Below are 21,481 nucleotides of genomic sequence, written 5' to 3' on the forward strand. Positions count from 1 at the left end.
ATGGCAACGTGGAAAAAGAGGGGATCTTGCTCTCCGGTGGCACGTATTTCTTTGCCATATTTTCAAAATTTACCCATTGCCAGCTTAAAAGGCAGCGTGCTAGCGTCCATCAATGAATTCGTTCAACCCTTAACTCCATTATTCCATGAGTACCACCTTGAAAAAGATCTATGTCAACGGGTTCCCCAGCCTTTACGGAGGAGCGGGAACCGAACTCCACCACCAGATCATGGTCTGGCTCCACATGGGCATTGACGTCCACATCATCCCCACCAACGGCGGATTTGAAAATGAAGCCCTTTATCTGGAAATGATCCGTCTGGGCGTCCATATCCACGCCCCCAACGACTGGACCGTTCTGCAGGAAGGGGATGCTATCATCGGGTTCTGTAACGGGGAATTCCTGGAAAACATGCCCGCCATTCGCCGGCGCACCAAACGCACTATCTTTGTCAACTGCATGACCTGGCTCTTTAACAAGGAAAAGGAACTCATGAAGCAGGGGCTCATTGCCATGTTCCTTTACCAGAATGAGGAAGTCAGGCAGAAAAACATGCCCCTGCTCAAGCGCTGCAATGACGATCCTTCCATCGTTTTTATGACCTTCAAGCCCTATTTTCATAACGAATCCTTCCCCTTTATTGAGGAGAGGACGCAGGAATACTTCGGCTGCGGGCGTATCTCGCGCCAGGATGCGGACAAATTTGCGGCCAATACGCTCCACATCTATGAGTATTTCGTAGCCCCCGTCTTTAAGCGCGGCCTCTTTCTGGGTTTTGACCAGAGAAGCCGGGAGAAGATCGGAGAGCCCTACGGCTGGATACGCACGGCCCGCGATCAGAGGGAGGTAAGTCAGCAGGACTTCTACAAGCATTGCCAGATCGTACTTCAGCCGACGGACACGACGGAAAACTGGCCGCGTGTAGGCTTTGAATCCATGGCCAGCGGAAGCGTACTGGTGGTGGATAACCGTGGAGGCTGGAGGCAGATGGTGGAGCACGGCAAAACCGGGTGGCTGTGCGACCATGAAAGGGACTTCATCTACTACGCCAGTAAAATGGCCTACGAGCCCGGCCTGAGGTCGGACATGGCCCATGCCGCTCGGGAACGGGGGCTGGAGCTTGGTGGCCTGGAAGCGTCTGTCGCCAGCTGGGAGGAAGTTTTTGAAGCGGTGGAAAAATTGCCGGGCTAGAAATGGAGGGAAAAACCATGAAAAAGAAAACAAACATAATCGTAGGCATCTGCTCGTGCCATGGAATGGTTGATAAGCGTGAGGCAGTGCGCACTACGTGGCTCTCCCATCCTGCGGACGGCATCGAATGCGTGTTCTTTGTGGGAGATAACCGGGCGCCGGAGGGGGAGGAAAGGGACACAGTGGGGCTTGACGCGGCTGATGGCTACAACGAACTGCCCGGAAAGGTGAAATCCTTCTTTCGTCATGCGCTGGAGCACTACGAATTCGACTGGCTCTTCAAATGTGATGACGACACATATTTGGAACTGAGCCGGTTGGCATCGTTAATCGATGAAGACTACGATCTGATCGGGGATGCTCTGGTTTCTCTTCGCAACTCGCCCAGCGGAGGGGCTGGTTACCTGCTGAAGCGCAGCATGGTGGAAAAGCTGGTGGATGCGTCGGGTTTTGCGGAATGCGGGGCGGAGGATGTGATTGTAGGTGAACTGGTAGGCAAGCTGGGGGGCAGGCTGAAGTCCACCAAACGGCTTTACATGTCCAATGTTTATTATCCGGAAATGAATAACGACATGGTAACGGCTCACTGGTGCTCTCCCACCATCATGCAAGCCATTTATTCTTTCAATTACAGAATTCCCTCCACCGTGTGTGATGTTGCACATCTTCACTGGAAAGGGGAGATGCTGTTTTACTCCAATGGGGCATTCAGAAGGAGGGATACTTCCTGCTATGGCTGGTGGAGCATCGGCTCCAAAGGGGAACTGACGCTGAAATGGCAGATGTGGCCTATGGAGCAGCTCCTTTTGGAAGGAGAGCGGTATATCGGATCGGAAACGGAGATATGCCAGAGGCCGGACATGCCGTCCCTGGCCCGGTTATGGGCTGAACGCCGTCTTTCTTCCGGAAATGTGGAAATCATGGACCAGTCCCCTCTCCTGTACATTCACTTGGGATGCGGCGCCCGGAGATTGAATGGCTGGTTGAATCTGGACGCCCCCAATTATGACATCACCAGGCCGCTCCCGTGGAAGGACGGTTCCGTGGATGCCTTTTATCTGGAAGACGTCATTGGCTCAGTAACGGCTGCACAGGCCTGCCGGTTTTTCACGGAGGCCTTCCGTTCTCTGAAACCCGGGGGAATTTTACGTCTGAGTTTTCGGGACGTGCGCCTGATGCGCGGGATGATGACGCCTGCGTTCAGGCAGTACATGAAGGACCGGGGGAAGGGAAATCCGGTTCCGGGGAATGATTTGTGTACATTTATGGAAGTTTACAGGCAACAATCCCTGTGGTCTGCCGATTTTCTGAGTTATGTTCTGGAGGAGTTGGGATTCCAGGTTTCCCAGCACGCTCCGGGTATTTCCCGCCATTTGCATCTTCAATGCCTGGAAAGACGTGCTGACAGGGATGAACATCCCTTTGACCTGCTGGGCTCCGTCTGCCTGGATGCCGTAAAACCGGAAGGAGCCGCTTCCGGCGCGCTTTTATCCATGCGTCGTACCTCTGTGCCCGTATCTCCTGATTACGTCACTACGCAGTTCATGCCCGGATCGCGTACGGGCAACCATCTGTTCCAGATAGCTGCCGCTTATGCGCATGCCCTCCGGACAGGGGTGGAATGCCGTATCCCCTGGAGGCACGGTTCTGAAACCTGGGAACTGATGGCTTATTTGGGGGAGGCTTGCTCCCTGTGTCCGGACGGCGGGTATACTGATCCCGTGACATACAGGGAACCCGCATTTTCCTATCGTCCCATTCCGCACACGGTTCGCCGTGGCGCCCTGAGAGGATATTTCCAGAGCGAGCGGTATTTTAATGATGTTGCGGAAGAAGTCCGTTCTCTGTTTGCTCCTCTCATTTCTCCTGTTCAGGAGGGCTCCGCGGGCGTCCATATAAGGATGGGGGACTATCTTGACCATGCAGACATGTACCGCACGCCGGATGTTCCTTTCCTTGATGAAGCCTTACGCAGGCTTTCCGGCAACATCAAGAAGCTGGTCATCTTTTCGGATTCTCCGGATTTGGCCCGGAAATTAATGGAGAGGGTTCCGGAAGCAAAACGTTTTGAAATAATCATGGATGCGCATGGGACGCTGGACGCCCTCCGGGAATTGACGTCCATGCAGGAACTCATCCTTTCCTGTTCCTCCTTTTCCTGGTGGGGGGCCTGGCTGGGAGGCCAGCAGAGGGTTTTTATTCAAAAACAATGGTTTGCCGGAAAAATTGAGGACGAGCAGGACATCTTCTGCCCGCAATGGATTAAACTTTAACAGGCGCATCTTATGAAATGTGTTTTGATTGTATCGCCCGGAGAAAAGGCGGAGGGTGCTTCCGAATTGCACCGGCTGGGGTATGAGCTGGAGCTCTATCCCTCTACCTGGGATCTTTCCGCCCTCAGGGACAGCCGGGAAGAGGAAAGCTCCTCCTACTTGGGAAGGTCCCCTGCATCTGCGGAACGTTCGCACGTCCGTTCACTGAGGGCATCTTTCATACGCCTTCTGGAGGACAGGAGGTATGCTGGAAACGATCTGATTATTTTCGGTGAAAGTGATGCCGTGCCGATGGTGGCTTCCTCCCGTTTGGAAACAGCTCTCGGAAAGGAAATGATGGAACATCCGGAGACGGATATTTTCCGGCTGTTCCATCATGCGGCCTGGTCCCCGGAGGGAGCCCCCGCTGACTCTGATGAAATCTTGTTTGAAGATTTTAAAACGGGAGAGACGGATTCCAATACCTCCTACGTATGGGGAACGCATGCCCTTGTCATTCCTGCCGCGCGGCGTTCCAGGGTGGCCCGGGTTTTTGCAGATTACCGGTTACCTACTGATATAGCTCTGGAGGCTGCCAACAGCCATGGAGACCTCAAGATACGGGTGGCGCGCCACAATTTGTTCTATCAGCATGAGCGCACCAAACAGAGACCGGACTGCAAGATTGCGGTCTGCATCTCCTCCTATAAGCGATTGACGGATTTGCAGAGGCAAATTTGGTGCATGATGGATCAGAGCTATCCGAATCTGCATGTTTTTGCAGCTGTCAAAGGAATACCGGAAGGTACGTACCGCAGGACTGTGCTGCCCCTGTTTGAACATTTCATTCACGAAGGACGTTTGACGATGCGGCTGTTCCCTAACAAGAACCAGCTTTCCAATTTTCTGGATACGGTAAGGGATTTGGACGTTTCCGGGTACGATCTTTTCGCCAAAGTTGATGATGATGACTTGTACGGCAGGGACTATTTCAAGTCAGTCAATAACTTCCATCTGCATCTTCCTCCGGAATTCAGCAGCTTCTACTGTGGACCGGGAGAATACTTGGGCGCCAGGGGTGGTTATCCCTTCTCCGGAAATGGATTTTTCGGCTGCTTTGGCCCCACTCTGGTCTTTAGTCGTGATGTCCTGGAAAAATTAATGATTTGTGAGCAGGAGCCGCACCGGATATCCAAAATGTCGCCCAGGCTCCGTCATGCCGGATACGGCTTTACGGAAGACAACTTCATGCACATGATCATGCTGGATACCGGGAGTTGCAACCGTACCCGGTATATACAGGAAATGTCCCTTCCGATGCATCTGGTGATCCAGACCGGCAATGCCTCCGTAATGCGCGGAGGACTGGTGCCGGGAGATTTTCAGGGTAGGAACTGGAACATTTCCATTAACCGGGACAATGAGGAGCATCTCATGGAAGTGCATCATCCCCAATGGCATGATGTTATCCGTATCCTTGGGAACCGGGCGCGCCGTTTTGAACGTGATGACGGAGCGGATGTTGTTTCCGCCACTGACAAGGCAATAACCCTTAAGTGGGATTGCTGGGGAGTGGAGACGTTTAAAAAAAGGGAAGACGGCGTCTTCCTTTTGTCAGGCAGCGGCAAGCGTGAGGAACCTTCTCCTCCATCCGGAAAAAAAGTGGCTGTGCTGTTTGTGGCCACGGGGCGTTATATTACATTCTGGGAGGAGTTCTATGCGGCTTCCAGACAGTATTTTTTGACAGGGCACGATGTGCATTATTTTCTATTCACGGATCATACGGAAGTGGAAACGGGAGAAGACGTTACCCTTGTCAGCAAACCGTTTTATCCATGGCCCATGGAAACCTTGAGAAGGTTTGAAACTTTTTTAAAGGTTCAGGAGGAATTACAGCAGTACGACTACATTTATTTCATGAACGGCACTCTGCTTCCGGTAGCGCCTATCGGGCGGGAAATTTTCCCGACGAGCCGGCAAGGTCTTACGGTAACGATGCATCCGGGGTACTACAAATGCCATCGGTCCGCTTACCCCTATGAAAAAAATGGAATGTCCCGGGCACGTGTTCTCCCTTCCGAGGGAGAATATTATTTCGCCGGAGGCTTCAATGGGGGAAGGGCTGAAGATTATCTCTGCATGTGCCGGGAATTGGCCGGTGCCGTCAGACGGGATCTTGAGGATGGCGTCATTGCCGTCTGGCATGATGAAAGCCATCTCAACAAATATATGATCGGCAGGCATCCGCTTGTTTTATCCCCGGAATATTTGTTTCCTGAAACATTGGACTTTAATCAAAAAAATCTTATGGCGATCAAGCCGAAAGCCAAAATGATCGTGAAGGATAAATCTCTTCAAAAACGTGGAGGACACACATGGCTGAGGCAGCAGATATAAAATTCCAGGAGGCCAAACATGTTACTTTTGCGGATTTGCGGGCGGGATTTGACCCACAGGATCGCATTCTGCCCTCTTTTGTCCGCAAACTGGCCATCATTCCTGCTAAAAAACATTCGGCGCGCTGTCCTAATAAAAACAGGCGCTTGTTGAATGGAAGGCCCTTGTTTTTATATTCCGTTTCCTACGCCCTGCAGGAGGGATTTGTCCCCGTTGTCAGTACGGACAGTGAAGAAATAATGGAACGCTGCCGCCGGGAAGGCATTCATTTCTTCCGGGAGACGGTGGACGACCGCCGGATGGAAAATTGCATACGCCAGGTGCTGGCCCGCTTCTCCTGCGAGATGTTCGCCGTACTGCAGCCAACTTCTCCCTTCCGCCGTCCGGGGCTTCTTCGTCAAATGGCGGAAGATGTGGAAAAGGGAAAAATTCAATCCGCTTATACGGCCCGCAAGACTAAAATGATTGGCCATTTTGAGGGGCATTTCCATCTGGCGCATCGTGAACAGGATGCCAAAAAATTTTTCTATTTTTTTGATGGAAACATCAATATCGTAACCCGGAAGAAATTTCTGGAAACGGGCACGATGTTTGAGGATAACTCGTGCCCCTATCCAAATGACTTTCCCTGTTGCCTGCAAATTGATACGGAAGAAGAGTGGCATGCCTTGTCGCGATTAAGTGAAATCAAAAACTATCAATATTTTCTGGCTTCAGAAGGATGCAGGCAACGTATTTGCATCGTTTCCAATAAACGTGATTTGACACGCAACTATTCAGCGTTTGTAGACTCTTGTGACAAAGTGATCAGAGTAAGCAAAATGGATAATTTGAATTCCGGCCTGGCAGGAGTGAAGACGGATATAGTTCTGATTTCCTGCTGCGCCATATACTTGGCTTTTTCTCCTGGGGAAAGGCATATGGAAGTCTTGCGCGGAGTTCCGGAAATTTACTTTAATAATGAAGAATTGGACTCTTCCAATGAATTTGCCTGCCGGGAAGGACTGGAAAACTGGAAATTCATGCCGGGAGCAGTTCACCGGAGCACGGGCAACTTCACCACGTTAAGCAAGGCTCTTTGTCTCGCGGACTATTTATTCCCTGAAGCCCAGCTTTATTATTTGGGAGATACGGATATGAACCTGAGGGCCGCAGGTTCATGGAAGCATCATGCGCCAACGGAAAATGCCTACATGCAATCCCTCATTGACAGTGGAAGAGTCATCCCCATTCTGGAAGATGCCGCCAGTGAATTCCATTACTCCTGCCCGGCATCTCCGGTTCCTTCCGTTGTGGACGTTCCTACCATGGACATGACTTCAGCGGAGACCATTATCCTCAGCCATCCTCAGTGGACAGACCAATTCCAGATGGATGAAAAACGTGGTCACAGGCTTCACCGCAATGACCATGCAACCATACTTCAACATGATGAAAGCAATCTCGTTCTTAAATGGGATAACTGGGGAACTGAACAATTCTTCAAGACGGAAGAGGGGAAATATAAATACCTGGACTATCATTTCTTCTCTACCCTCAATGAAGTGAACAAATACGCCACGGAATTGATCGTCAACCCGTACGATGGCAGTAACTCCGTATTCCGGCACTCCTGCCGTCCTTTTATCGGCATAAGATATCACCAATGGGAGGGACTGATGCTTCTGGAACGCATGTATCTTGATATGGAACGGGGGATACGGAAAATGCCCCGGTTGAAATCCGTGCTGCTGATGGGGATTTGCAAGGATGCTCTTGCGGCCCTTGTTCTGGCGCAGAGGTTGAAAAAGGATTTCCCCCATCTTCATATTGGTGTGTGGGGATGCGCATGGCCGGTGGACTTCAGTGGGCAGTCCCCTGTACACCGGGGGGTGAAGGTTTCTCCGTTCCATGCGCAGATTAGAGAAAAAAAGCCGTTTAAAAATCTTTTGCAGCGTTATGGAGACCCCCTCAGGCTGATTCGGCAGCCGGAAACATCCGGCCTTCAATTGTTTGCATTTTACAGCGCCAATCAACATTGGACCCTTGATGAAGAAGCAACGGAAAGACTGGCACCCTATCTTCTGAAAACATATGTCCATCAGGCTGGCAGCAAGGAACATCATACTGATGTCCATGGAAAAATCATACACTTGGTAAAAGAAAAACCGGAATTGGTTCAATCCTGGATGAAAGAAATGTTCCGGATGATGGAAACGGAAAGCGGGAATCATGCAGACGGGGAAAATCTGCTTATACCGGCCTGAGCTTGCCGGAAAATGCCCCGAAAATGAAAAACACTTAATTAAAACTATATGGAACGTCAATCACAGGAAACAAAATCACCGGGAAACATGAAACGGATAGGTTTTCTCCGTGTTCTCAATGAAGAAAATGCCGTTATTCCATGCCTGTTGAGCGTAGCTCCCGTTCTGGACCACGTTGTTGTGCTCTGGGCGGATATGGATGACCGCAGTATTGACCTGATCAGGGAATGGGAGCAGCGCCTCTGCAGCGCTTATCAGTGCCGTTTCAGCTTTCTCCATTATCCCCACCACATCGTCCCTCCTCATTCCGTGGATGACTTGAGAAGCCTGCCGCCTGAAAACAGAATAGACACCTACTTGAATTTCGGGATGGAATTCATTCGTCGTCTTGGTGAAGGGCAGCCGTTTTGTATGTCTAAGATAGACGCTGACCAAATTTATTTCACCCGGGAACTGGAAGCAGCCTTTCAAATGATATCCGGCCCGGAGGACTGCGTCTCTGTCCAGGGGCACAATACCCTCGTCCATCAGCAAAGGTTGATGATCTACGGTCCTCGGCCCGTAAATGGAGGGGGGGACTACCTCATCTGCGGCATGAACAACTTGCCCCGTTTTGGAATTACGGCGCCTTATGAAGTGGATATAACTGCTCATCCGCAAGTAAAACCTTATCCTAATCCCTGCTGGATGCACTTCATGAAAACGGCTAAGTACAAGAATGTCATCCGGGAATTTCATGATGATGAAACTATCCCCCTTGCCCGCAATCCGGCTCTGCGGGAGTGTTTCCTCTCCCGGATTCTGCCGTTATTGCAGGAGGCAAAAAGCCCGTATGCCCATCTCCGTTTGGATTAAGTACTGGTGATGTCGGCCCGCTGGGCAATCATTTGTTTTCCCGGAAAACTCTTATCCATGCTTCCCTGATTGCTCTCCCTGCGCATGGTTTCTGGCTGCCTCAAATCCGGTTCTAAACCGGGGAATCACATTCCGGACCCGATTTAAAAAATGTATCCATGCGCTGTTTTTGTGGATGGACCGGCTTGCTTGTTTCCATCCTTGCAATGCCGCGCATTCCTTTGAAGGTCACCGTTGCTGCATACCTGAACCGCACGGTCACGCGGCCCTCATCCTGCATAACGTGTACGGGTCTTCTGTCTGGTTCCTTCATTCCCAAAATTTGCTCAATTCCGGGATACCTCCGATGATGTCGCTTTCCTTCTGGCTGCATGAAACAAGCCCTGGCCCGGCAGGGATGATAATGAACTCCCCCTGCCGGGCCAGGTGTTCCCAAATGCGGTCTGTTTCTCCTCCCCACTGCAGGAGGGCTTTGGACATGGACCGGGCAAACGAAGGGCGCAGCACAAAAGCCGTCATGCTGCGCACATCGCCCGTGACGCGCGTCCAGCCCTCCACTTCCTTCACGCCGCTTCCTGCGTGGTGCAGCATCACGCATCCGGTTTCACAGGGAACGCGATGGAGCAGTTCCTTCAGTTTGGAGTCAAAGGAATCCACCAGCACGGCGTCGTCCTGAAGGATGAGTATCCAGTCTTCCGCGCAGGTGGCGGCATGGTCAATGGCGCGGCGCATGGCCCGCTTGCACCCGATGGCCCGGCAAACGTATTCCGGAGCCTGCTTGAGACGGGGAATACCGTAAGCCTCCAAATCGTTCCTTTCCTCCCAGGGGATGTCCTCCATGGAAGCGACGCGCACTCCGTCCACCCATTCCCAGGAAAGCCCCTGGGCAGAGAGGCGCTGGGTCATGATTTCACGTTTGGGTGAACCGGGCAGACTGACGATGAGTATTCTGTAAAACATGCCCTACCGTATCAGGAAATAGGGGGCCAAAAAGAAGGAATCAGCGGGCCTTGGCTCTTCGGGAACCGGAAGTCCCTTGGGAAAACGCCGACAAGAAGATCAAGGCCCGGAAAAGTAAAACATTGATCAATCAACGACTTGGGATAACTTAAAATAGGCAACGGTGGCGGAGAGAGTGGGATTCGAACCCACGGTGGGTTGCCCCACGGCGGTTTTCAAGACCGCTGCATTAAACCGCTCTGCCATCTCTCCATGCAACAAGCGCGGGCATAAGCTACCGTGAGGAGGGCGGTTCTGTAAAGCCCTATTCACGTCTGCCCGCAGGTTTGCGGAGGTGGCATGAGCGCCTGTGCTTCATGAAATTTTGTGCTGCCGGAAGAAGATGCTTCCGCCATGAACAACAGTGGAATGCGGAGATTGGCAGTGCATTTCACGCCGGGAACCAATGGGAGTTTGGGCTGGGTATTGCCGCTGGTAAACTGTATCATGCCGTGCATGAAAGATTCCCGCATTCTCGTTCTGACCGGACCCGGCAAGGGAAAGACCACCTCCGCCTTCGGCATGGCCCTGCGCGCGCTGGGGCATGGCGGCAAGGTGGCCGTGGTTCAGTTTATCAAGCACGACGGTTCCTATGGGGAGGTGGTGGCCCTCCGGCAGTTTCCGAATGCGGAGGTAGTGTGTTCCGGACAAGGATTTACGGGGCGCGCCAGGGATGAAGAGTCCCGTGAACGCCATGCTTCCGCCGCCCGGGATGGCTGGCGGGTGGCCCGGCAGAGACTGGAGGACAATTCCATGGGCACCGTAATTCTGGACGAGATTTTTTACCCACTGAATTACGGCTTCATCCCCGTTGCGGAAGTCGTGGGTGCCTTGAAGAGAATTGCCGCCGGAAAGGTTGTCGTCCTGACGGGTCGGGATGCGCCGGAGGAAATTGTCGCCGTGGCTGATACCGTAAGCCGGATTGAATGCGTGAAGCATGCCTTTCAGCAGGGAACCAAGGCTCAGAGTAATGTTGAGTTTTAAAACATTCTCTTCTGGAAACTCTCGGATAAAGCTGTTCCCTCCATCGGCCCTCACTCTTCATTCCTGCGCCATCCTGAATTCCGGCGGCAGCTGTCCCATGAGCTCCAGGGCGCATTCCCGGGGCGTGGCTTCCGAGGTATCTATGGAGAAATCATGCGGAAAGTGCCGGTGGATGCTTCCGTGCTGGCGCTCCGCATGGGCGGGGTCCGGAGTACGGTCGGTACGGTTCCGCTCGCGTTCCAGCAGGATGTCTTCCCGGCAGTCCACCTTGATGAGGGCGCAGGGAATGCCGTTCAGGCGGTTCAGCAGGTCCCGGATCCAGCGGGCGGATTCGCCGATGACGTGGTCCACAATGACCAGGGCGCCTTTCCGCGCGGCTTCCGCAATGGCGGCATGGAAGGACTCGATGAAGGGGAGTCCGGTTTCCCGGACGGCGTCCAGGGCGTTTTCATGCCTTCCCCGGCTCATGGACAGGTAGTCGTCCATGGAAAAGATCATGGAATCCTCCCCCATCAGGCGGCGCAGGGTCCGGGCCAGCGTGCTTTTTCCCGCGCTGGAGGCTCCGTTGAGCAGGATGACGCGCCCCTGCCGCGGCTGGGGTGGCTGCGGGGCTTCCGGGTTTTCCTGCCCCCAGTACAGGTGGATGTAGCCGGCCTTCACGTTGCCGTCCGCCACGCCTTCCGCGTTCAGGCGTCCATCCTTTCCCCTGACCGTGTAAAGGGGCGGGTAGGGGCGGTTCAGTTTAATGGAAGACCAGTGGAATTCATGGCCGCGGATGCGGGTGAAATGCTGGCCGAACGGGGCTTCCGTTTCCATCACGGCTTCCCGGTACCCCAGGGAACGGAGCTTTTCTCCCATCCGCGCCGTCCCGTCAATGACTCCGCACATCTTCCTGATTGTCCCGTCCGGAAGCACCAGCTCGTGGCACAGGTACATGTACCCGCCGCATTCGGCAAAGATTTCTCCGCCGCTCCGGGCAAAATCCAGGATGGCGTTCCGCATGGCCTCATTACGTTCCAGACGGCTTGCGAAGGTTTCCGGATAGCCGCCCCCCAGATAAATGGCCCCGGTACCTTCCGGCAGGGCGGTGTCTTCCAGCGGAGAAAAGCAGGTAATTTCCCAGCCCATCTGCCTTAGCCGTTCCAGATTGTCCTCATAGTAAAAGCAGAACGCGTTGTCCCGCGCCACGGCCAGGCGCCCGCGGGCAGGGGCGGACGGCAAGGAGGCTTTCAGGGGAGCGGGGCGGGGAATTTCCGTGATGTCCATCAGCAGTTCCCAGTTGACATGCTTTTCCACTGCTTCCGCCAGTCGGCGGAACCAGGATTGCTGCCGGGCCTCCTCTTCCGCGGGAACAAGGCCCAGTTGCCGTTCCGGGAGCGTCCATTCCGCGTTTCTGGGCAGCGCCGCCACCAGCGGCGGCATGCCGTAATGGGCCAGCGCCCGGCGCAGAAGGTCCGCGTGCGTGGCGCTTCCCACGCCGTTGGCAATAACTCCCGCGATGTTCAGGCCGGGATGGTGCTGGGAAAAACCGCGGACCACGGCGGCAATGGAGCCCGCCATGCCGCGCGCCTGAACCACCAGCAGGACGGGCAGGCCAAGCGTGAGGGCGCAGTCCGCCGTGCTTCCTTCCAGGCTTTCCGGCGTCCGGGCGTCAAAGAGGCCCATGACTCCCTCGCAGATGGCGATGTCCGCGCAGGAGGCGTGCCGCGCCCATTGGAACCGCACCCCGGTTTTCCCCATCATCCACGTGTCCAGGTTAAAGGAGGGCTGGCCCGTAGCCTGGCGGTGGAAGGACGGGTCAATGTAATCCGGTCCGCATTTGAAGGCCTGCACGCGGAAGCCCCGGCCGCAGAGGGCCGCCATCAGGGCCAGGGATACCGTTGTTTTGCCGCCGCCGGACTGGGTGGAGGCAATGCAGAAGGCGTGAAAGGGCTTGTTCATGGGGGATATGGAATGTTCTCTGCGGCGGCTGTTTTTCCGGACAAGGTCAGGATATTCCGTATTTGTCGGCATAGCCCCTTCGTTCAAAGAGCACGCCGCCGTCCCTGATGGTCCGGGGGCCTCCCAGGAGCACCAGCGTGGACATGTCCACGTCCTCCAGCGGGAATTCGTCCAGCGTGCCCACCCATTTTTGCTGGGCGGGGCGTCCCGCGTGCTTCACGTAGGCGCACAGGGTTTGGCCGCCGCGTTTGTTCCGGAAAATATCCAGGGCCTCTTCCAGCAGATGGCGGCGCTTGCGCCCGGCGGGGTTGTACAGCACCACGGGCAGGGCCGTTCCGGCGCTTTGCTCCAAGTTGGCCCGGATTTCCTCCGCAGGCACCAGCAGGTCGGAAAGGCTCAGCAGGCAGAAGCCGTTCTGGAGGGGCGCCCCCAGGGCGGAGGCGGAGATATTGGCCGCCGTAATTCCCGGCAACACGTCAATGCCGACGGTAGAAAAGCGTTCATTTTCCTTCCGCAGTTCATAGAGCAGCCCCGCCATGGCCAGGATTCCGGGATCTCCGGAGCACACCATGCAGACGTTTTCCCCCGCCAGCGCCGCTTCCAGCGCGGCCATGCAGCGCGGCACTTCCCCCATCATTCCGGTCTGGATCATTCTTTTCCCGTGAATGCGTTCCCGGATGAAATCCAGGTACCTGGTGTAGCCGGCAATGCAGCCGCAACGGTCAATGGCCGCCGCCGCTTCCGGCGTGAGCTGGCCCGGCGCGCCGGACCCCAGACCGATGACGATGACGCTTCCCGCTCCCTGGCACCCCGTGTCCCGGCTGCCGTGCGGGCACGCCGCCAGAGCCAGCGTGATGCTTCCGCTGCAAACGGTTTTGGGCGTTTTCAGAGTTCCTCCGGAGGCCAGGATGGCGGAGGCCTCGGAAACGGAGTGCGTGCCCGTTTTTTCAAAGACGGCGTCTGACGGCGTGGGGATGTCCACCTTGTCCAGCTCGTCGGGCGTAAAGACTTGGAACGGCACTCCCCATTGCTCGGCCAGGGCCAGGATGGCCGGCTCCTGCTCCTTCAGGGTACAGGAGGCCAGGGCTTTCAGCCGGGACCGGGAAAGTCCCTGCCGCTGCAGGAATTCCTCCGCGCTTTGCTTCAGCAATTCAGGGGCTGTCCCTTTTTTACAGCCTATTCCGAGCACGAAGGAGGCGGACCGGATGGACAGGGCGGGAGCTTTCCCCACGGTCTCCGGCGCGGTCACGTCCCAGTACACGGCGGGAACATCCGGCGTTTCCGTGGCCTCCTTTCCTTCCGTTTCCGCCGGGATGACCTGGGGGCATTCCTTCCAGTACCGTTCATAAATTTCCTGCGGACCATGGAAGAGGATGGAGTCTCCGGCCAGCAGCGCGGCGTTCAGGGCTTTAATGGCGTCCGGATTCAGGACGCAGGCTTGTTCCCTGGCCGCCGCTTCGTCAAAGGCGGTGATTCCCCTCGTATCCGTGGCGGTGGTGATGACGGCTTCCCCTCCGCTGATGCGGGCCAGCCTGCGCGCCAGGCGGTTGCCGCCGCCCAGGTGACCGGAGAGCAGGGGAATGAGGTGGGAGCCGGATTCGGAGCAGGAAACCACCGCCGGGTCCGTGGCCTTGTCCCGGAGCAGGGGGGCGGTTTTCCTGACGGCGATGCCCGCGGCCCCCACAAAGACATGGGCGTCAAACTGGTTCCACTGCCGGGCCAGAAGCTGGTCAAAATCTTCCGGCGCCACCCGGTTCACGCCTTCTTCCCCCCCACTCCTGCCTACGGAGTAAATGACGGTTTTCCCTAGGGACTGGGAGATTTCCACTGCCTTCCGGGCGCCCTTGGCCGTGAAGGCGTAAAAGGCGCAGTTCCCGTTGAACCGTTCGTCTTCCTTCTCATTCCGGTAGCCGTGGCTGAACTGGCCGTGGTAGAGCAGGGACTGCCCGCAGTCATGCGCGCCGATGGCGTCACCCACCAGGATCAGGGCCTGCCTGCCGATGCCCGCGCGTGCCGTTTCAGCCGCAATGGTGGACAGCGTGCCGCGGATGATTTTTTCATCCGGCCAGGTGGCGCGGTACACCACTGCCGCCGCCGTGTCGGGAGACTTCCCGGCGGAGATAAGCCGTGCGGCCAGTTCGTCCAGCTTCCCCGCACTGAGGAAGAACGCCAGCGTGGCGCCCGTTTTGGCAAAGGCCTCGCAGGCTTCCCCGGAGGGCATGGGAGTTCTGCCCGGGGTGCGCGTCAGCACCAGGCTCTGGGCAATTCCCGGATAAGTCAGTTCCGTGCGCAGGGCCGCGGCGGCGGCAAAAACGCTGCTGACCCCCGGCACCACGATGGATTCAATGCCCTTTTTGTCAAGCAGGTCGAATTGCTCCGCGATGGCTCCGTACATGGACGGGTCCCCCGTGTGGAGGCGCACCACCTTCTTTCCTTCCAGCACCCCCCGTGCCATGACCTCCACCTGTTCCTCCAGGTTCATTTTGGCGCTGTCGTGGAGTTCCGCTTCCGGGCGGCAGCGTTTGAGATGGCCCGGATTGACCAGGGACCCGGCGTAGACGACCACGTCCGCCTCCTTCAGGAGGGCGGCCCCTCGTTCGGTAATCAGGTCTTCGGCCCCGGGGCCGGCTCCTATGAAATGGATGGGAAAACGGGTGGTATTCATGCGCGGGAATAAGTGAAAAGAGTGATGCGGTTGCCGTGCCGCAGATGGTGGTAGGTTCCGGCAATGGGAGATTCGGAGGCGATGTCCAGGGAGAACATGCCGGTGCGTGCGGCGGCGTTCCAGCCGTAAAGCAGGTGCTCGCTTTCCGTGGTCACGGCGGAGGCCGCCAGGAGGCCGCCGGGATTCAAGGCATCAAAACACGCCTGGAGGATGGATTCAAGCGTGCCTCCCCCGCCTCCTATGAAAACGCGGTCCGGCGCGGGCAGGGCAGCCAGGGCTTCCGGTGCTTCTCCCTGAATGCAGGCGTAATTCACGCAACCCAGCTTCCGGCTGTTCCGGCGGATCAGTTCCAGGCGGGAATCCTGCCGTTCCAGCCCGTACACGGAAAGCCCGGGGCGCAGGGCGGCGGCTTCCAGGCCAATGGAGCCGCTTCCGGCGCCCACGTCCCACAGCACGCCCCAGGCGGGAAGGCGCAGTTTGGACAGGATGACCGCCCGCACTTCCTCCGCCGTAATCAGGTTGTTCTCCTTTTCATAAAAATCCGCAGGCAGGCCCAGCGGCAGAATGGGCGCGGCTCCGGAACGTTCGTCCGGCAGCAGCAGGAGCAAGGAGGTAGGGGAGCATTCCTCCCGTGCCAGTTCCGCCAGGGTTCCTTTCAGGATGCGTTCCCCGGGAGTTCCCAGGCATTCCGCTGCCACGGCGGAACGTTCGGCCGCCGGGGGATGGAATTGGACGGCCTCTCCGGCCAGGCGGCATGCGGTAAGTGGATGCCCGCCGTAAAGGACGGGGAGCGGCTGGGCCAGAATGTCCCCCCACGGAACCTCTTCCGTGCTGTGCGCGCTGAAGCACCGTGCGCGGTCCCACGGCATGCCCAGGCGGTGGAACAGGGCCTGGAACGCGGTGGGGGCCGGGATGAATTCCAGCCGGTCTTCATCACAGGCCAGGGATTGGAGCGTGCCTCCCATTCCGTGGAACAGGGCGTCTCCGGAAGCCAGCACTATTACGTTTCTACCCTGCCGGGCCTCTTCCAGCGCCTCCCGCGCCTGTTCCCGCGCGTTCTTGCCGATGGGGATGCGCCGTGCGTTGCAGGGCGGGCACTCCTTCAGCAGGGCGGCGGAAGCGTACAGGCTCTGCGCCTCTGCCAGTTTGTCCAGCTGGGCCGGGGAGGGGTGAAGCGGGCCTATGCCACAGGAAAAAACGGTCAGGGGAGGCATGGAGGTAGATCAAGAAGAAGGTTGCCGGAAAAACCGGAGATCAGGAAACGGACGGGAAGGCCGGGCGCGTGGCGCTGGAACTGCCGGCGGGCTTCCGCGGCCAGGTCCCAGTACAGGGAAAGATGGGCCTCTTCCGGAACCAGCGCCAGAGCCTGGCGTACGGAGGAACAGGCCGGAATGCTCCGCCGCGCTTCTTCCGTCAGCGCGGCATGGCGTTCCGCCGTGCGGAGAAAGAGCTGCATGTCTTGCGCCACCTTGTGGGCGTGCGTGTTGGAGAACCCGGCGGCGTACTTGCAGAGCTTGCCCGGCATGCAGGCCACCACGGCCTCCGCCATGCCCTGTTCTACTGCGCTCTGAAGGCTTTCCGCAATGAAATCGCCAATGCAGATGAAAGAAATGGAGGGGTATCCCGGCAGAAGGGACTTGGCCAGTGCGGCTGTCCTTCCCCCCGTGCAGAACACCGCCTTGTCAAAGCCGGAGAGCCGGGTGGAGCGCACGCAGATGCGGATGGTGGCGATGTAGGCTTCATGGCTGTACGGGCGCACGATGCCGCTGGTGCCTAAAATGGAAATTCCCCCCACCACGCCCAGCAGGGGATTAAGCGTTTTCCCGGCAAGCTTTTCCCCGTCCCGCACGGAGATTTCCGCCAGCCAGCAGCCTTCCCGCATGCCGGAGCGGGCCAGGTTGTCCGCAATCATGCGCCGCGGTCCCTCGTTGATGGCCCATTTGTGCTGCTCGCAATCCAGGCCCGGCAGCGTGCACAGGCCTATGCCCCCGGCGGAGCGCAGGATAAGGGTTGCCCCGCGGATGGACAGGAGGTAATCCTCCGGGGCGGCTTCTTCCGGAACGGCCGCCCGGACGCGCGCCTCCATCACGGCTCCGTGGGTACAGTCCGGGTCATCCCCTCCGTCCTTGATAATTCGGGAAAAACCCGGCTCACTGGCCGCCAGCGGCAGCGTTCTCGTCTCCCCGTCCGGGAAAAGCAGGGGAATGGATTCCCTGGTGTTCTCTCCGTTCAGCGTCCTCCACGCGGCCGTGATGGCGGCGGCGGCATTGGCCCCGGTGGAAAATCCTTTCCGGAGCGGCTGGCGGAGGGGGGTGGACATGGAACGGAACTCGGCGGATGGGGATGAATGCAGAAAAATCAGGCGGCAGGCAGGTTTTCCAGAATGGCGTGCAGGGTGGTGACGGCCAGGGCGCTGCCGCCGCGCCGCCCGTCCAGAACGATCTGGGGAACAGGGCAGGTCCCCGCCAGCAATTTGGATTCCACCACGTTGACGAACCCCACCGGCATGCCTACGATCAGGGCGGGCCTGATGCCCTCCTCCAGTACATACCGGGAGATGCGGGCCAGGGAAAGGGGGGCGTTCCCGATGAGGACGACGGCTCCGTCCAGGATGGGGCGCGCCTTCTCCGCGGCGCAAATGGCGCGCGTCCTCCCGGTGGCCCTGGCCTGCACGGCGATGTCCGCGTCCGCAATGTAGCAATGGATATCCTCCTTGCCGTAACCGGGGTGGGCGCGCCTCAGGCGTTCCACGGAAAGCCCGGCCCGGATCATGTTGGAATCACAGAAAATGGGGCAGTGGCTGCGGAGGGCCGCCAGGGCTGAGGGAATGGGGTCATGGCGGAAAGCCAGCCCCGCGGCAATGGAGAGGTCCGCCGTGGTGTGGATGAGCCTGCGCATGACCTTCCATTCCGCGGGCGGCAGCTCTTCCCAGCCCTGGAACTCCCGTTCAATGGCGGCAAAGCTTTCCGCCTCAATGGCGGCGGGGGACATGTCCCAGCGGATTTCAGGTGCGGCGGTCATGAGGCGTCAATGGGTATAATGGATGAAAAGGCCCGTCAGGGCAATCAGAAGAATGGCACCGATCATGCGGGAAAGCTGCATGACGAGCACGATCGTCAGGGCGTCCCGCGCGGGGAAAATGCCCATGGCAGAGGGAAGGTTGCGCCGCAGGGCGCGGATGGGGTTGCCGATGGCGCTGGCTACCAGCATGGCCAGCAAAATCTGGGAGGAGGTAACCATGCCGTGGCTGCGGAGATTGGCGGCCACCCCTGCGGCCTGGACCAGGCCGCCCATCTGCGCAGCCACAATGCTCATGAGCTCCGCGGGAAAAATGCGGTTGACCCAGTCCGGCACATGTTCCTCCCACCAGGAAAACAGGCCGTTTTTCATCAGCCACTCCACGCCGATCATCAGGGGAACCGTCAGGCAGAGCATGCGGAAAACGAGCGCGAGCACCCGCAGGCATGTCTGGCGCAGGGATTGGCGCCATTCCGGGGAGGGGCGCCCGGCGGCGGGGGCCTCACCGGAAGCCGCTGCCTCCGGAACGGCGGCGGGGCTTTTCCTGCGGTGGAGGAACAGCACGCCCGTAATGAACAGGAAGCCGAAGCCCATCTGCCAGCCGAAGTAGCAGATGGCGGGCAGCCCCACCGCGCCGATGACGGGGTATGCCACCCGCAGGGAATGGGAGACGAAGGACAGGTAGCTGTTCATCATGCCGCCTGCAATCAGGTTGGAATGGGTGATTTTGCCTTCCGCATGGCTGCTCACCAGCATGCCGTTGGCCGCGGCGTTGGAATAAAGGGCCGTGGGGATGGACAGGCTGATGATTTCCGGCAGGTGGGCCCAGCGGGCCAGCCCGCCGAACAGCTTGCCCAGGGCAAAATGAAAGCGGAAGATTTCTGCAATCCCGCCGATGAAGGCCGCCAGGGCCACCAGGCCGATCAGGCTGCCTATCTGGGGCAGGCGCGCCAGGATTTTCTCCGCGCCTGTTTCCGGAGCCTGCGCGCTCCGGGAATGATGGCGCTTTTTGGGAGCCGGGGACGGGCTGGCAGCAGAGCCTTCTTTCTGTTCCTTTCCTTCCCCGCGCGTTTCCGCGGGAGCCTCCGCGGCAGGCTTCATGGTCATGCGGGACTTTCCGGGCGCGGAGGCGCCCATGCCCGCGGGCATCTTCACCACCATGACTCCGGAGGCCGCCAGCGCCAGCGCCAGCCAGAGCCAGCGGAGGGGCTGGCGCCAGGGATAGGTGCGGGAGTGCCTGGTGCCGTTCATGCCTTCTTGACGAACATCAGGGAAAGGTATTCTTCCGGCCTGGCGGCGATGACGTCAATATCGTCCGTAATAAACTCATCGGGCATGCCCAGTCTTTCCCCGTAAATAACGCGGATATCCTTCTCCCGCCGGATGCGCTCCATCAGGCGCGCGCGGCTGCGGTAGGTCTTCATGAGAACGGTGGTGGTTCCGGGCGGGAACTCCAGGGAATCCGCCATCTCCGGCCTGAAGGCGGGAATAACCCGGAGCCGTTCCCCGTTCTCCACCAGGATCCGGCGGCTGTGGGCCGCCAGGGTGCAATAGGAGGTGATCCCCGGCACCACTTCCGTGCGCAGGTCCGGATTACGGCTGAGCAGGAGGCTCAAAATATAGCCCAGGGTGCTGTACGTCATGGCGTCCCCCAGCGTGGCAAAGGCGCAGTCCAGGCCGCGGGAAAGGGACTCCTCAATAATGGCCGTATTCTTTTCAATCTGCTCCTGCCGGGTTCTAGCGTCGCGGGACATGCTGAAAACCAGCTTGTGGAATTGGGCTTTCACGCCGCCCACGGACCGCACCACCGCTTCGGAAATGCTGAAATCGCTGTTGGGGCCTGTCACGGTAAACACCACGTCCACGGACCTGAACACGTTGACCGCCCTGAGCGTCAGGTATTCCGGATTGCCGGGGCCTATGCCCACGCCGTAAAATTTTCCGGGAGTGGACATGTCAGTGCGCTTTCTTGGGAGCCATGAGGTCGTCCGCCGTGGTCCGGGCATGGCGGGAGAAAACGGCGCGGATGCCCGGGTTTTCCCCCAGGCCCTTCAGGTGCGTTTTAACGGTGAATCCCTCCTTCCTGAGCATGGAGGCCCAGGAATCCTCCTCGTCCCCGCAGAGGTCGTTCTTGGCATGGTCTCCGGCCACCAGCATGAAAGGGGCCAGCCAGACCGTTTTTGCGCCGGATTTCTTGAGCTGTTCCAGAATGGGGGCCACGCTGCGCGTCCCTTCCACGGTGGCGAAAAACGCCAGGCTGTCGCGGTCATTCAACTCGCGGGCAAAATCGGAAAGCACCATGTCGCAGCGGCCTTCCTGCTGGCCGTGCCCCATGAGCAGGATGGCTTCATCCTTCTTCCGTTCCGCGGGGAAATGCTGTAACAAGGCCGTGACCGCCTCGTCCCTGTCCCGCTCGCTTTCCAGCAGGGGGCGGCCGATGAACACGTGGTCAAAGCTGTCCGGATGGCGCGCCAGGAAACTGACGATCTGCCTCTCCATCCGGGAAAATTCCTCTCCGGGAGCGATGTGGAGGGACTGGACGCGCAGCGTGCGTATGCCCGCGCGGGCCATGCGGTCCAGATTCTCCTCTACGGAGGGAACCGGGGTTCCGCGTCCAGCAAGCTTCCTGCGGATGATGCTTGAAGTATAGCTCCACTTCAGGCGGTCCGAGGCAAAATGGGGCAGCATGTCCTTTTCCAGCTCCTTGTAGGAGACGGTGGCGTCCTGGTGGCTGGTCCCGAAGGCGACGAGAAGCAGCCCGTCCTGTTGTGGTACTGCCGCCTGTTCCGCCGGGGCGGGGGATGCTTCCGCCCCGCATGGGGCCGCGGAAAGCACGGGCAGGGAAAACAGGGTGAGGCCTGCAAGAAAAACGGAGGAAAGGGGCAGGAACGCCCCCGGCACGTAAGAGGATGTTTCAATCATGCGTTGATAA

16 protein-coding genes and 1 tRNA gene are annotated in these 21,481 nt (G+C 58.0%); 6 read left to right on the top strand and 11 right to left on the bottom strand.

The genetic code is table 11. The annotated features are described in order from the left end of the window. Positions 1-145 precede the first annotated feature (145 nt). From HHJ06_RS06040 to HHJ06_RS06060, 5 genes are all read left to right on the top strand, one after another. Positions 146-1,192 carry a glycosyltransferase gene (locus tag HHJ06_RS06040; protein WP_215428454.1) on the top strand — a complete coding sequence of 349 codons (1,047 nt, stop codon included), beginning with the start codon at positions 146-148 and terminating at the stop codon, positions 1,190-1,192. 65 nt (positions 1,193-1,257) lie between these two features. Next, positions 1,258-3,465, top strand: a complete 2,208-nt coding sequence (locus HHJ06_RS06045) for an alpha-1,2-fucosyltransferase (RefSeq protein ID WP_215428455.1) — start codon at positions 1,258-1,260, stop codon at positions 3,463-3,465. Between the two features lie 333 nt (positions 3,466-3,798). After that, a complete protein-coding gene (locus HHJ06_RS06050) occupies positions 3,799-5,841 on the top strand; it encodes a hypothetical protein (RefSeq protein ID WP_215428456.1) in 2,043 nt (680 codons plus the stop codon). After that, positions 5,820-8,087 (top strand): cytidylyltransferase domain-containing protein, encoded by a 2,268-nt coding sequence (locus HHJ06_RS06055; protein WP_215428457.1) that lies wholly within the window; start codon positions 5,820-5,822, stop codon positions 8,085-8,087. The genes HHJ06_RS06050 and HHJ06_RS06055 overlap by 22 nt, the downstream gene beginning before the upstream one ends. Positions 8,088-8,135: 48 nt before the next feature. Continuing rightward, the gene (locus HHJ06_RS06060) at positions 8,136-8,942 is read left to right on the top strand and encodes a hypothetical protein (RefSeq protein ID WP_215428458.1); all 807 of its coding nucleotides are present in this window, start codon (positions 8,136-8,138) and stop codon (positions 8,940-8,942) included. 309 nt (positions 8,943-9,251) lie between these two features. Here the strand turns inward: HHJ06_RS06060 and HHJ06_RS06065 are convergent, their stop codons facing one another. The 3 genes from HHJ06_RS06065 to HHJ06_RS06075 all read right to left on the bottom strand — a co-directional run bounded on the left by HHJ06_RS06065 (position 9,252) and on the right by HHJ06_RS06075 (position 10,390). Further along, on the bottom strand, positions 9,252-9,902 hold the full coding sequence (locus tag HHJ06_RS06065) for a hypothetical protein (RefSeq protein WP_215428459.1): 651 nt from the start codon (positions 9,900-9,902) through the stop codon (positions 9,252-9,254). Between the two features lie 164 nt (positions 9,903-10,066). Further along, a tRNA-Ser gene (locus tag HHJ06_RS06070) sits at positions 10,067-10,154 on the bottom strand. A gap of 56 nt (positions 10,155-10,210) precedes the next feature. Further along, positions 10,211-10,390, bottom strand: coding sequence for a hypothetical protein (locus HHJ06_RS06075; protein WP_215428460.1), 180 nt, complete (start codon positions 10,388-10,390; stop codon positions 10,211-10,213). A 7-nt stretch (positions 10,391-10,397) separates the two neighbouring features. On the opposite strand from HHJ06_RS06075, the gene cobO reads away from it, so the two are divergent. After that, positions 10,398-10,925, top strand: coding sequence for a cob(I)yrinic acid a,c-diamide adenosyltransferase (gene cobO / locus HHJ06_RS06080; protein WP_215428461.1), 528 nt, complete (start codon positions 10,398-10,400; stop codon positions 10,923-10,925). 57 nt (positions 10,926-10,982) lie between these two features. Here the strand turns inward: cobO and HHJ06_RS06085 are convergent, their stop codons facing one another. From HHJ06_RS06085 to HHJ06_RS06120, 8 genes are read right to left on the bottom strand one after another with little or no spacing between them, the layout of a single operon-like run. Continuing rightward, positions 10,983-12,866: a cobyrinate a,c-diamide synthase gene (locus HHJ06_RS06085; protein WP_215428462.1), complete on the bottom strand. Its 1,884-nt coding sequence runs from the start codon at positions 12,864-12,866 to the stop codon at positions 10,983-10,985. A gap of 46 nt (positions 12,867-12,912) precedes the next feature. Continuing rightward, positions 12,913-15,531 carry a precorrin-4 C(11)-methyltransferase gene (gene cobM / locus HHJ06_RS06090; protein WP_215428463.1) on the bottom strand — a complete coding sequence of 873 codons (2,619 nt, stop codon included), beginning with the start codon at positions 15,529-15,531 and terminating at the stop codon, positions 12,913-12,915. After that, a complete protein-coding gene (gene cbiT, locus HHJ06_RS06095; RefSeq protein ID WP_215428464.1) occupies positions 15,528-16,745 on the bottom strand; it encodes a precorrin-6Y C5,15-methyltransferase (decarboxylating) subunit CbiT in 1,218 nt (405 codons plus the stop codon). The genes cobM and cbiT overlap by 4 nt, the downstream gene beginning before the upstream one ends. Then, a complete protein-coding gene (gene cbiD / locus HHJ06_RS06100) occupies positions 16,733-17,851 on the bottom strand; it encodes a cobalt-precorrin-5B (C(1))-methyltransferase CbiD (RefSeq protein WP_215428465.1) in 1,119 nt (372 codons plus the stop codon). The genes cbiT and cbiD overlap by 13 nt, the downstream gene beginning before the upstream one ends. Positions 17,852-17,889: 38 nt before the next feature. Continuing rightward, complete coding sequence (locus HHJ06_RS06105; RefSeq protein ID WP_215428466.1) at positions 17,890-18,552, bottom strand: precorrin-8X methylmutase; 663 nt, start codon at positions 18,550-18,552, stop codon at positions 17,890-17,892. Positions 18,553-18,558: 6 nt separating this feature from the next. Beyond that, positions 18,559-19,800, bottom strand: coding sequence for a hypothetical protein (locus tag HHJ06_RS06110; RefSeq protein WP_215428467.1), 1,242 nt, complete (start codon positions 19,798-19,800; stop codon positions 18,559-18,561). After that, entirely contained in the window at positions 19,797-20,504 is a 708-nt protein-coding gene (locus tag HHJ06_RS06115) for a precorrin-2 C(20)-methyltransferase (protein ID WP_215428468.1), read from the bottom strand. The genes HHJ06_RS06110 and HHJ06_RS06115 overlap by 4 nt, the downstream gene beginning before the upstream one ends. 1 nt (position 20,505) lies before the next feature. After that, positions 20,506-21,471: a sirohydrochlorin cobaltochelatase gene (locus HHJ06_RS06120; RefSeq protein ID WP_215428469.1), complete on the bottom strand. Its 966-nt coding sequence runs from the start codon at positions 21,469-21,471 to the stop codon at positions 20,506-20,508. Between the last annotated feature and the right edge of the window lie 10 nt (positions 21,472-21,481).

The organism is Akkermansia muciniphila, from assembly GCF_018709685.1.
Lineage (GTDB): Bacteria > Verrucomicrobiota > Verrucomicrobiia > Verrucomicrobiales > Akkermansiaceae > Akkermansia > Akkermansia muciniphila_E.